Genomic DNA, 13112 nt, shown 5'->3' with positions numbered 1-13112 from the left:
GGATGGGCGCTTTTCTGGCCGTGATGGGGCTTGCCGCGCTGCTCGGGGGCATGCTGTTCTTCGGCAGCATCATGACCCCGCTGGTGTTCAGTAAGCTCCCGCCTGACATTTCGGGCCCGTTCATCCGCGCCACATTCCCCCGGTACTACCTCTATGTGGTCATCACCTCCGTGATTGCCGCTCTCGGGCTGTTGATCACGGGAAGGCCATGGTATGCGCTCGCCGCCATCCTGGTTACGGGTGGAACCCTGTGGCTTTGGTTCGAGTGGCTGCCGCATATCAACGTGCTGCGCGAAACCGGTACGAAAGAGGCATTCAATCGGGCTCACAAACTCTCGGTTTATGCCAATGGCGTCGAATTCATCGTTGTCCTTCTATTGTTGGCCGGAATCGCCGGATAGTATCGTTGCGTTGAGCCGAACGATCGGAGTGCCTTTCTATTTGTGAATAAGGCCAAGGATTTCTGTCGATTTTGGTCCTTGCCATTTCAAATCCCGTGAACCAGCTCAGAAAAGTTTTTTGTTTCTTTTTTACAAAAAAGAAACCTTTTCTGTTTTCTGCCCTTGCCTGATTGAAACGAACCGAGTAATCCCTGCGACGGGTCACGTCCCCCCACCGGGACGCTTTTCTTCTGCAAGGGAGACCATCGATGGATGTTTCAATCACGGCAAAGCCTGCCGTTCGTCCTGCCAACCCCAATTTTTCCTCCGGCCCTTGTGCCAAACGTCCCGGGTTCACTCTCGCGGCGCTCGATGGTGCGATGCTCGGCCGCAGTCACCGGGCGAAGGAGCCCAAGGCAAAGCTCGCCGAGATTATCACCCGCTCGCGCGACATTCTGGGGCTGCCGAAGGACTGGCGGCTCGGCATCGTTCCCGCATCCGACACCGGGGCGGTCGAAATGGCGCTGTGGTCGATGCTTGGTGCCCGCCCGGTCGATGTTCTGGCCTTCGAGAGTTTTTCCGAAGCCTGGGCCACCGATATCATCAAGCAGCTGAAACTGCCGGATGCGCGGGTTCTTTCCGCACCTTATGGCCAGTTGCCCGATCTTGCCGCTGTCGATTTCAACCATGACGTCGTGCTGGCCTGGAACGGCACCACTGCCGGAACCCGGATTCCGAATGGCGACTGGATCGCGCATGACCGCGCCGGTCTGGTGATCGCCGATGCGACTTCGGCGGCCTTCGCGATGAAGTTGCCTTTCGAGAAGCTCGATGTCGTCACCTGGTCATGGCAGAAAGTGCTTGGCGGCGAGGCCGCGCATGGCATGCTCGCTCTCAGCCCGCGTGCGGTCGAGCGGTTGACCACCTACAAACCGGCGTGGCCGCTGCCGAAAATCTTTCGCATGACCTCGGGCGGCAAGCTGACCGAAGGATTGTTTCTCGGTGAGACCATCAACACCCCTTCGATGCTTGCCGCCGAAGATGCGCTCGACGGGCTGCGCTGGGCCGAACGTATTGGGGGCCTGCCCGCGCTGATCGAGCGCAGTGAGGCCAATCTCGGGGCGATCGCCGATTGGGTCGCGGGCAACGAGCGGGTCGGCTTCCTCGCCGCCGATCCGGCGATTCGCTCCAGCACCTCGATCTGTCTGACGATCGCGGCGCCCTGGTTCGCTTCGCTCGATGCCGATGGCCAGGCCAAAGCGGCTAAGCGGGTGGCCGCCCTGCTGGAAGCCGAAGCTGTCGCCTACGATATCGCGGCCTATCGCGACGCGCCTCCGGGGCTGCGGATCTGGGGCGGCGCTACCGTGGACACCGATAATATCACCGCTCTCCTGCCCTGGATCGACTGGGCGATCGACACGGTGGCTGCCGAAACGTCAGCACGATGAAGCGACGGTTCGCGACGGTCGACGTGTTTACCGACCGGGCTTTCGGCGGCAATCCTTTGGCCATCGTGCTCGACGCCGAAGGATTGGATACGGCAACGATGCAGGCGATTGCAGCCGAGTTCAATTATTCGGAAACCACTTTCGTGTTGCCGCCCGCCGATCCGGCGCACACCGCCTCGGTACGGATTTTCACGCCGAAATCGGAGTTGCCTTTCGGCGGGCATCCCAATGTCGGCACCGGGTTCTGGCTGGCGCGCGAAGGGTCGGTTTTCGGTACCGGCGTCGGCGATCGCCTTGTATTCGAGGAGGCCGCCGGGCTGGTGGCGATCACGCCGATCCATGATGATGGCGCGCTGACCGGAGCCGATATCACCGCGCCGCAAACCCTGTCGCTGACCGGCACGATAGCCCCGGATGTGATCGCCGCGTGTCTCGGCCTCGAACCGGCCGATATCGCAACGGCGGCGCATCATCCCTGCATCGCTTCGGTTGGCACCCCTTTCACCATCGCTGCCGTGCGCGACAGCACGGTGCTCGACCGTATCATCACCGATCCGGCGCAGTTCACCCGTCTGCCTGCAACCGCGCATGATCTGTTGGTCTATGCGTGGGACGATGACCCGTCGGCCCGCGGGATCGACCTCCATTGCCGGATGTTCGCCCCGCTCGATGGCATCGCCGAGGACCCTGCCACCGGCAGCGCGAATGCCGCGCTCGCAGCCCTTATTGCTTCGCTCCGGCCTCCGGCAGATTTGACCCTGCGGATCGCTCAGGGCGATGCCATGGGACGGCCCAGCCGCCTCCGCGCCACCGTCGATCCATCGGGCCGCACCACGATCGGCGGCTCCTGCGTCGCCATCGCCGAAGGCCATCTAACCATCGACTGAACCCTGTTTTCTCCCGAGGAACTCTCATGCCCAAAGTCCTGATCAGCGACCAGTTGTCGCCCGCCGCCATCGACGTGTTCAAGCAGCGCGGTATCGAAGCCGTCGTCAAACCCGGCCTCACCCCCGCCGAATTACGTGCGATCATCGGCGCGTTCGACGGACTCGCGATCCGTTCCGCCACCAAGGTCACCCGCGAATTGCTCGACGCCGCGACTAACCTGAAGGTCATCGGCCGGGCCGGCATCGGCATCGACAATGTCGATGTCAAATCCGCCACCGCGCGCGGAGTCGTGGTGATGAACACGCCCTACGGCAACGCCATCACCACCGCCGAACATGCGATCGGCCTGATGTTCGCGCTCGCCCGTCAGCTTCCCGAAGCCTCGGCCTCGACCAAGGCCGGCAAATGGGAAAAGAACCGTTTCATGGGCGTCGAACTCACCAACAAGACGCTCGGCCTGATCGGCGCCGGCAACATCGGCTCGATCGTCGCGGATCGCGCGGTCGGCCTGAAAATGCGCGTCGTTGCGTATGACCCCTACCTCACCGAAGCCCGCGCCACCGTGCTCGGGATCGAAAAGGTCGAACTCGACACGCTGCTGGCCCGCGCCGATTTCATTACACTCCATACTCCGCTCACCGAGCAGACCCGTAATATTCTCTCACGCGAAAATCTTGCGAAGACCAAAAAGGGCGTTCGCATCGTCAACTGCGCGCGTGGCGGGCTGATCGACGAGACAGCCCTATACGATGCACTGCAATCCGGCCACGTTGCCGGGGCGGCGCTCGATGTGTTCGAGGTCGAACCTGCGACCGCGAGCCCGCTCTTTGCCCTCGAAAACGTCGTCTGCACCCCTCATCTCGGGGCGGCGACCACCGAAGCGCAGGAAAACGTGGCACTTCAGGTCGCCGAGCAGATCAGCGATTTCCTGCTCACCGGTGCCGTCACCAACGCGGTCAACATGGCGTCGGTCTCCGCCGAGGACGCACCGCGTCTGAAGCCTTATATGCAGCTTTGCCAACTGCTCGGCAGTTTTGCCGGCCAGCTCACCGAAGCCCGCCACGGGGTGATCACCAAAGTCGGCATCGAATACGAGGGGGCTGCCGCGCACCTCAATCACCGCCCGCTCTCCGCCGCCCTGTTCGCCGGGCTGCTCGCGCCGATGATGGAAGGCGTCAACATGGTCAACGCCCCGGTCTTCGCGCGTGATCACGGCATCGACATGTCCGAAACGGTGCATGACCGTGACAGCGAATACCAGACCCTCGTGCGCATTTCGGTGACGACGGGAGATCAGACCCGCACGGTCTCCGGCACGCTGTTCGGCGGCGCGAAGCCGCGCCTCGTCGAGGTCAAGGGCATCAAGGTCGAGGCCGATTTCGGCCGCCACATGCTCTACGTGACCAATCAGGACAAGCCGGGGTTCATCGCGCGGTGCAGCGCCATCCTTGCCGAAAAGAACATCAACATCGCCACGTTCCATCTCGGGCGCGCCTCCGAGGGCGGCGATGCGGTCTGCCTGATCTCGATCGACGAAACCCTGCCGGAGGCGGCCCTGGTCGCGATCCGCGCTCTGCCGCAAGTCATGCAGGCGACACAGCTCGCGTTCTGAAGCGGGAGCGACGGGGCGAGCTGCGGGTCATTCGGACCGGACCCGCAGCTCGCTCACCGCTCAGCTTGCCAACCCGCCCCGATCCGGTGTATGTGCACCGCAACAGAACATGGCTCGTAGATGCGGCGCTTACGCCGCCCGTTATGTTCACTGGATGTGTGGCGCTTGCAACGGCACCCCATCCCAGGTTGGCGGCAGGTAAAACCAAGCCTCGCGCGCTTCACCGGGTAGCTGTTCTACGCACGCTTCCTTAAACTTGCACCCGCAGCCCGTTTTACGGGCGCGGCTATGAAAGCTTTCATGACCCTCTTTACCGACCTCGGCCTTGCCGAGCCCGTTATTCGTGCCGTCACGGCGGAATCCTACACCACTCCAACCCCGATCCAGTCGCAATCCATTCCGATCATTCTCGAAGGCCACGATCTCGTGGGCATCGCTCAGACCGGAACCGGCAAGACCGCGGCCTTCGTCCTGCCGCTGCTGCATCGCCTCGCCGAAAAGCGCACCAACCCCGGTGCCCGTGGCTGCCGCACCCTCATTCTTGCTCCGACGCGCGAGTTGGCCAACCAGATCGCCGAATCCGCGCGGGTCTATGGCAAATTCATCCGCCCGAGCGTTGCCGTCGTCATCGGCGGGGCCAAGCCCGGCCCGCAGGCGCGGCAGATGATGCCCGGCGTGGATATTCTGGTGGCGACCCCGGGCCGTCTGCTCGACCATGTCTCGACCGGCGCGATCCGGCTCGACGGTACCGACACCATCATCCTCGATGAAGCCGATCAAATGCTCGACCTCGGCTTCATGCCCGCGATCCGCAAGATCATGTCGATGCTGCCCGGCCGCCGCCAGGCGATCATGTTCAGCGCGACCATGCCGAAGCCGATCCGTGCCCTCGCCGCGGAGTTCCTGCGCAACCCGCGTGAAGTTGCGGTCAGTGTCGAATCCAAGCCGATCGACCGGATCGACCAGCGGGTGATGCTCCTGACCGGCGATCAGAAAAAGGATGCTCTCGTTACCTTGATGAAGGAATCGGGCGTCGAACGCGCCATCGTGTTCACCCGTACCAAACACGGTGCGGACAAGGTGTGCCGCCATCTGGAAGCGGCGAATATCGGAGCTTCGGCAATCCACGGCAACAAGAGCCAGAGCCAGCGTGAACGCGCGCTCGATCAGTTCCGCCAGGGGCGCATCAAAGTCCTTGTCGCCACCGATATCGCCGCCCGCGGCATCGATGTCGACGGCATCTCCCACGTGGTGAACTTCGAACTGCCGAACATCCCGGAATCCTACGTGCACCGGATCGGCCGCACCGCGCGTGCCGGCACCGATGGCGTCGCGGTCTCCTTCGTCGAACCCGCCGAACTCACCTATCTGCGCGACATCGAACGCCTGATCGGCAAACAACTGATCCCGGGCGGCGCCGTGCCGGTGCGCGGCCTCAACCCGCCGCACCTTACACGGGGCCAGAACCAGCGCGGCGGCGGTGGTCAGAACCGCAACGCAGCCGCGCAGAAGCCCGGCCACAGCCGCCCGCAATCGCGCAACCACGCCGCACCCGCGCGGGGGCGGAGCGATGGCGGCCGGGCTGCGGGGCGGGTGAGTTAAAAAAGGAATGTAGGAAGACTTCTTTTTGTGAATAAAAGGAAGCAAAAAACTTTTTCATTTGAGAATCAGATCGAAAAAGTTTCTTGTTCTTTTTTACGAAAAAGAAGTCTTCCCTACTGAAGTTCCTGCGATCAAACGGCCCGTCCATAATAGATCGTGGAAACATGGGTCGCCTCTGCAAAGAACAGCCAGCGTTCGACGAACAAGCCCACTGCCGCGAGGACGACCGCGAGGGGGGCGCTTGCCATCGGCACGACGCCGATGGTCGCGAGCAATGCGAGTATGCCCGGGGCACCGAATGCGAGCACGAGAATGAGTCGCCGTAGTTTCGCTGCGTGTTTTCGCGCGATCTGGTAGCCCATTTCACGCAGAATGTAGTTCTCGGTGAAATGCGGCTGGTCGAGCGGCCGCACCGTGCCGAACGCCGAAAGTCCGGTTGCCGAAGCGAGCGTCGCCAAGGGTTTCTGGGCATCGATGAAGCGCCAGTAAGCGAGTTTTGCAACGCCTGCGGCGATGGCGGCGAGGACGGCAATCAACCCGGCACCGCGCGCTTGCCCGGTCCAGATCCCGATCAGCGCGGCGAGCAGCATAGCGCCCGAAAACGCGGCAAAAATCAGGTAATCCGGCGCGGTATGCGGATTATGCCACTGCCGGATCGGCTTGAGGCTCGCGTAGATCATCGCGGTGCAATAGACCGTGCCGATCCCCATGGCTGCGGCGACCAGCCCGACAAGCCGGGTCGCCAGCGCATCGGGCCCGAGCAGAAACCATAAGCCGGCAAAGATCAGCGCCGGTGGATAGGTCAGCATCGAAGCGACGCCTTCGCGCGAAAGCCATGACGAGCGCCACTGGCTGAACGCCCGCCACGCCCGTTCCGGCCGCCCGAGATGCAGGGTCGAGGCGAGCAACCCGCCGCTCGCGCAGGCCAGGGCGACGATGACGCCGACCGGCACGAACCATGGCGAGACCGGCAACGCGCGCGCTGCGGCAAACAGCCCGAGCCAGGCGAGCAATCCGTAGCCGAAACCGGTGAGGGTGGTGAGCAGCAAGACCGAAGATGCAGGCGTCATCGTGACAGGACCCGATCGACCAGGTTGAGCAGTGCGGCGCCGATGCCGTTGCCAGCGGGCATATCCGCCTCCCGCGCACGGGTCGGGATCATCGCGCGTCGCGGCGGCAGATATTTGTTCACTGGCCGATAGCCCAGCTCCGGCATCAGATCGACCCCGCCGCGTGCAGCCACCAGTTTCGAAACCGCGCTGTCCGGATCGGCGAAGTCGCCGAAATGCCGTGCCCGCGAGGGGCATGTTGCCACGCAGGCGGGCTCACGCTCGGCTTCGGGCAGATCGGTGTTGTAGATACGGTCGATGCAGAGCGTGCATTTCTTCATCACCCCGGCATCCTCATCGAATTCGCGCGCGCCATAGGGACAGGCCCAGGAGCACAGTTTGCAGCCGATACAGATATCGGTGTTCACCAGCACAATCCCGTCTTCCACGCGTTTGTAGGAAGCGCCGGTCGGACACACCGTGACGCATTGCGGTTCTTCGCAATGCAGGCAGGAACGTGGGAAATTCACGGTCCGGCCGCCGCAGCCATCGTTCCTGCCCTCGGCCTCGTAGGAGTGAATCCGGTTGAACCATACGCCGTCCGGTTCGGCACCGTATTTGTCGTAATCGGGCAGCGGGGCATAATGCCCGCCGGTGTTCCACTCCTTGCAGTTCACCGCGCAGGCATGACAGCCGACGCAGGTATCGAGATCGATCACGAGACCGAGTTTCTTGGCGTTGGGCTGAGGCTGTGGCAGCGAGGTCATTCGGCGGCGGCTTTCGGCGAATAGGCAGACGGGGGCATCATCGGTTGGGTTTCCTCAAGTGTGTCCGGCGCGCATTTCTCGATCCGCACGGTCAGGTCGAACCACGCCGCCTGCCCTGTGACCGGATCGGAGTTGGAAGCGCGGTGTCCCGCGCCATCCGCCGGGAGATATTCGGAAATGATGTGATTGAGCAGGAACCCGCGCCGCGCTTCCGGCGCATCGTTCGCGAGCGCCCAGGCGCCGGTGCGTTTGCCGATCGCGTTCCAGGTCCACACGGTGTTCGGGTTGACGCCCTCCATCACGCGGGCCTGACATTTCACCCGGCCGTTGCGCGATTCCACCTCGATCCAGTCGTCATCGACCAGATCATGCCGTGCTGCCAGATCGCGGTGCAGATAGAGCCGGTTTTCCGAAAGGATCTGGCGCAACCACGCATTTTGCGATCCCCACGAATGATACATTGCCATTGGCCGCTGGGTGATCGCATGCAGCGGAAACCGCTGCAGATCGGTCATGGTCTCCTCGACCGGGGGATACCAGATCGGCAACGGGTCCATCACGGTCCGGACCTGCGCGCGTAGCCGCTCCGGGGGCACCCGGCTGCCGTGACCTTCCGCCGCCAGACGAAATTTCTGCAGGATTTCACTGTATAGATGCAGAACGATCTGCGCATCGGAGTCGATCAGCCCCATTTCCTTCGCCCCCGCGAGATAGGCGCGGTTCGCGTGCTTGTAGTAAAGCTGCTCCGCCGGCAGGTGATGCCGCCAGAACCCTTTGTTCTCGACATATCGTTGCAGTTGGTCCGGGTTCGGCGCACCTTTGCCGATCGCGGTGCCATCCGCGCCGCGAAACCCGGCCAGCGGTCCGACCCCCGGCTTGCGCTGGTGATTGACCATGTAATCGGCGTAGGAATCGTAAAGTTTCCTGCCCTCCGCATCCACGAAATGGGGCAGGCCGAGCCGTCCCGCCAGATCGATCAGCACATCCTGGAACGGTCGCACATCCCGATCCGGCTTGAGCACCGGCACGCGGATCGCGTCTGCCGGACCATGCGCAGACCCGATCGGCCGATCAAGCAACGAAATACAATCATAGCGCTCAAGATAGGTGGTATCCGGCAGAACCAGATCGGCGTAGGCCACCGTTTCCGATGCAAAGGCATCGGCATAGATTACGAACGGGATCCGGTAATTGCCCGCTCCGTCATGATCCGCCAGCATCCGCGTGGTTTCGCCCGGATTCATCGCGGAGTTCCACGCCATGTTCGACATGTAGAGGAACAGCGTATCGATCCGCTCCGGGCCGCCTGCATGAGCTTCGGCGATCGCCATGTGCATCAGCCCGTGGATGCCAAGCGGGGCTTCCCACGAAAATGCGTGGTCCAGCCTCAAGGCTTCGCCATCATCATCGACCAGCAGATCCTCCGGTCCCGAGGGAAAACCGAGCACTGTTGCGGTGAGCGAACCATCCGCGTCGTGCACCGCGCCTCCCGGTCCCGGCCCGGCCGGGATCGGCTTCGGATAGGGCGATTTATAACGCCAGGAACCGGGGGTATCGACCGCGCCGATCAGCATCTGCAATACATGGATCGCCCGGCAGGTGTGGAACCCGTTGGAATGCGCTGAAATTCCGCGCATCGCGTGCATCGCCACCGGCCGCCCGGTCATTGTCGGATGGGTGCGTCCGGCGGTGTCGGTCCATTGTTGATCGAGACTGATCGCCTGGTTGAACGCCACTTCCGCGATCTCGCCGGCGATCCGGCGAATATCGGCAGCCGCCACGCCGCAGCGTGCCGCCACCGCTTCGGGCGAATAGGAAGCATTGGAGTAACGCTCTGCAAGTATGGCAAACGCGGGCCGCGCTGTTCTACCGTCCGCGAGGGTAAAGCTGCCGAGCAGCGCTGGATCGATGCCGAGCGCAGCGGCATCGACCAGTTCCTGCGCCCCACGATCGAACGCCAGGACTCGCCCCGCTTCATCGCGCGCAAACAGACCGTTATCGGCGTCTCCCGGCGCGTCGATCACCAGGTAGTGCGCGTTGGTGTAGCGGATCAGGAATTCGGTATCGACCGATCCGCTTTCCAGCAGGCAATGGATCAGCGCCATCACGAACAGACCGTCGGTGCCCGGCGTGATTGCAACGAACTCGTCCGCGATCGCCGAATATCCGGTGCGGATCGGGTTGATCGAAACGATTTTGGCGCCACGCGACTTCAAGGTGGCGAGGCCGAGCTTGATCGGGTTGGAATCGTGGTCCTCCGCGACCCCGAACAGCAGGAACAGCTTCGCATGATCCCAGTCCGGCTCGCCGAACTCCCAGAAGGCGCCTCCAACCGAATAGAGTCCGCCCGCCGCCATGTTGACCGAGCAGAACCCGCCATGGGCGGCGAAGTTCATGGTTCCGAACATCCGGGCAAAATGTCCGGTCAACGATTGCGACTGATCCCGCCCGGTGAACAGGGCGAATTTATGCGGGTCGGTCGCCCGGATTCGCGCGAGACGATCGGTCACGACCGTCATCGCCTCATCCCATTCGATCTCGATGAACTCTCCCGCGCCGCGCGGCCCCACGCGCTTGAGCGGCTTGCGCAGCCGCGCGGGCGAAATGGCGGTCATGATCCCGGCCGAGCCTTTGCCGCACAACACACCCCGGTTCACCGGGTGGTCACGGTTCCCCTCGATATAGCGCAGTTTTCCGTCCTTGAGATGAACCTTGATGCCGCACCGGCACGCGCACATGTAGCATGTCGTATAGGCAACCTCATCGCCGATCGGCGACGAATACGCGATTTTGTCATTAGCCATGGAATACCTCTGAACCGAGTATGGGGACGGCGTTCGTCACCGTCCATGAAACAGGCCCGATCGGTTCGATCAGCCCCGCCGATCGGTCGCCGCCGCTACCACCGCGTCGACCAGATCATCGACGTCACGTTCGCTTGTCCGATGATTGACGATCGCGGCCCGCAGCACCCGCTTTCCGCCGATCACCGTGGTCGAAACCACGAAGCGACCGTCCTCCTGCAAATCGGCGGCGATATCGGCGTTCAAATCATCGAGTGCGGCACCGCCGTCCTCCACTCTGAAACACACAATGTTGAGCGCCACCGGGGCCATCAGAACGAGGATCGGCGTGGCGGCGATCCGCGCGGCGAGACGCTGCGCCAGATCGCAGCTTCGGTCCACGATCGCACCTAGCCGTGCGGCGCCGTACGTCTCGATCGTCATCCAGACCTTGAGCGCGCGAAACCCGCGCGAAAGATCGGGGCCCATATCGCACGGCCATGGCGCGCCGCCGGCAAGGCCGCGCGCCGTATTTGTCAGGTATGAGGCATCCTGCGCGAAACTATCGAGCATCCATTGTCGTTCCCGGACCAGAATACATCCGGAATCGTATTGGACTTGCGCCCATTTGTGAAAATCGAACGCAACCGAATCCGCCCGTTCGATCCCGTCCAGCAGGGCACGTCTCGTCTCCGACACGGCCAGCAATGCGCCGAACGCGCCATCGACGTGAAACCACAATCCCTGCCGCGCGGCGATCGCGGCGAGACCCGCGAGATCATCCACGGCACCGATATCCACGCTGCCTGCCGTGCCGACCAGAAAAAACGGCTCCAGTCCCGCCGCCCGGTCCGCCACGATCATGGCGTCGAGCGAAGCTGCGTCGATCCGCCCTGCGGCATCCGTGCCGACCCGCCGCAGCGCAAAGCTGCCCAGCCCCGCCATATCGAACGCGCCGGGCACGCAACGGTGCACCCCGTCCTGCGCATACCCCACCAACTTCCGCCCCGCCGTGCCCGAATGCCGGACCGCAAGGCCGCAATGGCGCCGCCGCGCGCAGACGAGGGCAATGAAATTCGCGATCGACGAGCCCGTCACCATCAAGCCACCAGTCGCCTCCGGCAGGCCGAGCATGGCGGCGGACCACGCGATCACCTGGCGTTCGACCTCCAGCCCGACATGATCGCGGCCACCGCAATTCTCGTTCAGCCCGCCCGCCAGCAACTCAGCCAGCATGCCCGCCGGATTGCCGCCGCCCTGTACCCAGCCCATGAACCGGGGATGGATATTGCCCGACGCATAAGGCGCAATCCGCGCCAGAAACTCGGCATAAGCCGCCGCAAGACCCTTGCCTGTCTCGGGCATCGGTGCGCCGAACCCGTGCCGCACCGCATCCGGCAGTTTCCGCCACACCGGGGCAGAGTCGATCCCCGCCAGCCGGTCGATCATGTCATCCATCATCCGGTGGCCGATCGCGCGAAGTTCGGTCCAGTCCTCGGGGTCCAGTGTGCTCATGCCAGCATGCTCATACCCGCGTGCTTATCGAGCGCGCCGCTGCGGGTAAAGGGTTGCACCCACGGGCCATCGACGCAATCTGAGAGCGAAGCAGAAGGATATCATCATGCATTATCGCAAACTCGGCTCCAGCGACCTCACCGTGTCCACCATCGCCCTGGGGTCCTGGTTGACCTATTCCGGCGGCGTCGAGAAATCCCAGTCGATTGCCTGTGTCAAACGCGCGCTCGAACGCGGCATCACATTGATCGACACGGCCAACATCTACGGCAAGGGCGCTGCGGAAACCGTGCTCGGCGAAGCCCTCGCGGACGTGAAACGCGACAGCTACATCCTCGCGACCAAACTGTATTTCCCGATGACGGAGACCGACAAGGGCCTGTCGCGCGCCCAGATCGAAAAGCAGCTCGACGCTTCGCTCAAGCGCCTTCGGGTCGATCATGTCGATCTCTATCAGTGTCACCGCTACGATGCGGAAACCCCGCTGCACGAAACCATGGAGGCGCTCACCGCCGCCGTGAAAGCCGGCAAGACCCGCTATATCGGCTTTTCGGAATGGCCCATCGAGAAAATCCGCGAAGCCACCGAAATGGCGGGTGTTGAAAAATTCGTCTCCAGCCAGCCGCAATACTCGATGATCTGGCGGAAGCCCGAAGCCGAAATCATCCCTTATTGCGCGGCCCATGGCATTTCCCAGATCGTGTGGTCGCCGCTCGGTCAGGGGATCCTCACCGGCAAATACAAGCCGGGCGCTCAACCCCCGGCGGGTTCACGCGCGACCAGTGCGACCATGGGCCATTTTCTGCAGGACCTCACCGAGCGCCGCGCCGTTCTCGAAGCGGTTCAGGCCATGCGCCCCCTTGCGGACCGGGCCGGGCTCACCCTCGCCCAGTTCGCCCTTGCCTGGGTGCTGCGCGAACCGAACATCGCCGCCGCGATCATCGGCGCCTCGCATCCCGACCAGATCGACGAGAACATCAAAGCTTCCGATGCGACGGTCGATCCGGCATTGTTCGCGCAGGCCGAGGCCCTGCTCACCCCGGCGATGCAGGCGGCGTAGCGGCGGGG

At 63.2% G+C, this 13112-nt stretch carries 10 protein-coding genes; 6 read left to right on the top strand and 4 right to left on the bottom strand.

The window, feature by feature from the left end; genetic code table 11:
- The first annotated feature begins 2 nt into the window (after positions 1 to 2).
- From SIL87_RS15765 to SIL87_RS15745, 5 genes are all read left to right on the top strand, one after another.
- Positions 3 to 401 (top strand): DUF4149 domain-containing protein, encoded by a 399-nt coding sequence (locus tag SIL87_RS15765; RefSeq protein ID WP_319615080.1) that lies wholly within the window; start codon positions 3 to 5, stop codon positions 399 to 401.
- 248 nt (positions 402 to 649) lie between these two features.
- Entirely contained in the window at positions 650 to 1828 is a 1179-nt protein-coding gene (locus tag SIL87_RS15760) for a phosphoserine transaminase (protein WP_319615079.1), read from the top strand.
- Positions 1825 to 2715 carry a PhzF family phenazine biosynthesis protein gene (locus tag SIL87_RS15755; protein WP_319615078.1) on the top strand — a complete coding sequence of 297 codons (891 nt, stop codon included), beginning with the start codon at positions 1825 to 1827 and terminating at the stop codon, positions 2713 to 2715. The genes SIL87_RS15760 and SIL87_RS15755 overlap by 4 nt, the downstream gene beginning before the upstream one ends.
- Before the next feature lie 26 nt (positions 2716 to 2741).
- Positions 2742 to 4328 carry a phosphoglycerate dehydrogenase gene (gene serA / locus SIL87_RS15750; RefSeq protein WP_319615076.1) on the top strand — a complete coding sequence of 529 codons (1587 nt, stop codon included), beginning with the start codon at positions 2742 to 2744 and terminating at the stop codon, positions 4326 to 4328.
- A gap of 300 nt (positions 4329 to 4628) precedes the next feature.
- A complete protein-coding gene (locus SIL87_RS15745) occupies positions 4629 to 5930 on the top strand; it encodes a DEAD/DEAH box helicase (protein ID WP_319615075.1) in 1302 nt (433 codons plus the stop codon).
- A gap of 131 nt (positions 5931 to 6061) precedes the next feature.
- Here the strand turns inward: SIL87_RS15745 and SIL87_RS15740 are convergent, their stop codons facing one another.
- From SIL87_RS15740 to SIL87_RS15725, 4 genes are all read right to left on the bottom strand, one after another.
- Complete coding sequence (locus tag SIL87_RS15740) at positions 6062 to 7000, bottom strand: dimethyl sulfoxide reductase anchor subunit family protein (protein WP_319615074.1); 939 nt, start codon at positions 6998 to 7000, stop codon at positions 6062 to 6064.
- A complete protein-coding gene (locus SIL87_RS15735; protein WP_319615073.1) occupies positions 6997 to 7746 on the bottom strand; it encodes a 4Fe-4S dicluster domain-containing protein in 750 nt (249 codons plus the stop codon). Before SIL87_RS15735 ends, SIL87_RS15740 begins: the two co-directional genes overlap by 4 nt.
- Entirely contained in the window at positions 7743 to 10550 is a 2808-nt protein-coding gene (locus tag SIL87_RS15730) for a molybdopterin oxidoreductase family protein (RefSeq protein ID WP_319615071.1), read from the bottom strand. Before SIL87_RS15730 ends, SIL87_RS15735 begins: the two co-directional genes overlap by 4 nt.
- Before the next feature lie 69 nt (positions 10551 to 10619).
- Positions 10620 to 12044, bottom strand: a complete 1425-nt coding sequence (locus SIL87_RS15725) for a pyridoxal phosphate-dependent decarboxylase family protein (RefSeq protein ID WP_319615070.1) — start codon at positions 12042 to 12044, stop codon at positions 10620 to 10622.
- Positions 12045 to 12150: 106 nt separating this feature from the next.
- Between SIL87_RS15725 and SIL87_RS15720 the strand changes: the two genes are divergently transcribed.
- Positions 12151 to 13104, top strand: a complete 954-nt coding sequence (locus tag SIL87_RS15720; RefSeq protein ID WP_319615069.1) for an aldo/keto reductase family protein — start codon at positions 12151 to 12153, stop codon at positions 13102 to 13104.
- The last annotated feature ends 8 nt before the right edge of the window (positions 13105 to 13112 follow it).

It is taken from the genome of Acidiphilium acidophilum, assembly GCF_033842475.1.
Taxonomy (GTDB): Bacteria; Pseudomonadota; Alphaproteobacteria; order Acetobacterales; family Acetobacteraceae; genus Acidiphilium; species Acidiphilium acidophilum.
This window is presented reverse-complemented; position numbering and strand designations above follow the sequence as displayed.

Bases quoted from the DNA above. Each gene is read 5' to 3' on its own strand.
- SIL87_RS15725 (WP_319615070.1), bottom strand. From the start codon at position 12,044: ATGAGCACACTGGACCCCGAGGACTGGACCGAACTTCGCGCGATCGGC.
- serA (WP_319615076.1), top strand. From the start codon at position 2,742: ATGCCCAAAGTCCTGATCAGCGACCAGTTGTCGCCCGCCGCCATCGAC.
- SIL87_RS15720 (WP_319615069.1), top strand. From the start codon at position 12,151: ATGCATTATCGCAAACTCGGCTCCAGCGACCTCACCGTGTCCACCATC.
- SIL87_RS15730 (WP_319615071.1), bottom strand. From the start codon at position 10,550: ATGGCTAATGACAAAATCGCGTATTCGTCGCCGATCGGCGATGAGGTT.
- SIL87_RS15755 (WP_319615078.1), top strand. From the start codon at position 1,825: ATGAAGCGACGGTTCGCGACGGTCGACGTGTTTACCGACCGGGCTTTC.
- SIL87_RS15745 (WP_319615075.1), top strand. From the start codon at position 4,629: ATGACCCTCTTTACCGACCTCGGCCTTGCCGAGCCCGTTATTCGTGCC.
- SIL87_RS15765 (WP_319615080.1), top strand. From the start codon at position 3: ATGGGCGCTTTTCTGGCCGTGATGGGGCTTGCCGCGCTGCTCGGGGGC.
- SIL87_RS15740 (WP_319615074.1), bottom strand. From the start codon at position 7,000: ATGACGCCTGCATCTTCGGTCTTGCTGCTCACCACCCTCACCGGTTTC.
- SIL87_RS15760 (WP_319615079.1), top strand. From the start codon at position 650: ATGGATGTTTCAATCACGGCAAAGCCTGCCGTTCGTCCTGCCAACCCC.
- SIL87_RS15735 (WP_319615073.1), bottom strand. From the start codon at position 7,746: ATGACCTCGCTGCCACAGCCTCAGCCCAACGCCAAGAAACTCGGTCTC.